This is a genomic window from Flavobacterium sp. T50_26, assembly GCF_057652995.1.
In genome coordinates, this window is record NZ_JBYFCC010000055.1 from 1 (window position 1) to 1,158 (window position 1,158).

The 1,158-nt window shown below is 34.5% G+C and carries 2 protein-coding genes; both read right to left on the reverse strand.

Going from position 1 to position 1,158, the window contains the following annotated elements:
• On the reverse strand, nucleotides 1-704 hold a 704-nt coding region (locus AC23MC_RS16400; RefSeq protein ID WP_487569402.1), incomplete at its 3' end, for a DDE-type integrase/transposase/recombinase.
• 20 nt (nucleotides 705-724) lie between these two features.
• Nucleotides 725-1,078 (reverse strand): transposase, encoded by a 354-nt coding sequence (locus tag AC23MC_RS16405; RefSeq protein ID WP_487569403.1) that lies wholly within the window; start codon nucleotides 1,076-1,078, stop codon nucleotides 725-727.
• Between the last annotated feature and the right edge of the window lie 80 nt (nucleotides 1,079-1,158).

A 1,158-nucleotide genomic window follows, 5' to 3' on the forward strand; every position in this document is an offset into this window, starting at 1 on the left:
TGATTGGGTCTGCCGTGAATTTGATCCATTTGATAACTATCTTTTAAATAGGATTTTAATTCAGTTGCAATGTAGCACGAACCATTATCAGACAAGAGTTTTGGCTTTTGTTTGGTGATTAATTTTGCTTTTTTAATTGCGGTATCAACGGTTCTTTTTACGTCATCGGCTTTCATGTTTGAGCAAAGTTCCCAGTGAACAATGTATCGGCTGTAATCGTCTAAAACCGTACTCAAGTAATACCAACCCCAACCAAGGATTTTAAAGTAGGTAAAATCGGTTTGCCACATTTGATGCACGAACCCTGTTTTGTTGGTAAATTCATCACCAGCACTCAGGAAAATATGAGCTGGAGCTGTAATTAATCCTCTTGCTTTTAAAATTCGATAAACACTTGACTCTGATAAGAATATTTGTTGTTCATCGGTCATTTTAAAGGCTAATTCACGTGAAGATAAATCAGGATAATCCAACGCTAATTTTACAACCAAATTCTTCTGTTCTTGTGGAATGCTATTCCATTGCCTGTTTGATGCTCTTTTGGTTGGAATCAATCCTTCAACACCATTTTCGCTGTACGCATGATACCAATTGTAAAATGTACTTTTGTTGATTCCAATTTCCCGAAGAGTTCGATTAACACCAATTTCAGAACGAGTAACCATGTGAATGATTTCCTGTTTTTCGGATACTGTAAGTCTCATATATTTCTTGAACTTTTCAGTTAATCCAGCATGTCCAAGCTTTTTTTTACAATATCGTAGCGTAAAACCAAATCGGCAATCATTACTTTTAAACGCTGATTCTCTTTCTTGAGTTCTGTTACTTCATCACTAGTTGCTTCTCTTGTTGTATCGCCTGATAAACGTTTTTTGCCCGCTTCTAAAAACTCTTTGTTCCATTTGTAAAACTGGGATTCATTAATGGAATACTTTCGGCATAATTCTGCAACAGACATTTCTGCTCGTAAAGCTTCCATAACAATTTGAATTTTTTGTTCAGAACTAAAGATTCTTCGTGTATTTCTACGAATGTCTTTAATGAAATTCTCAGCTGTTTTTTTCTTAGGTGTTTTCATACTATTTCAAAGTTAATAATTTTTGAAAACACTCTCTTAGTTTTGAATTAAATCAGTCCACTTTATGCTGACGATTTACA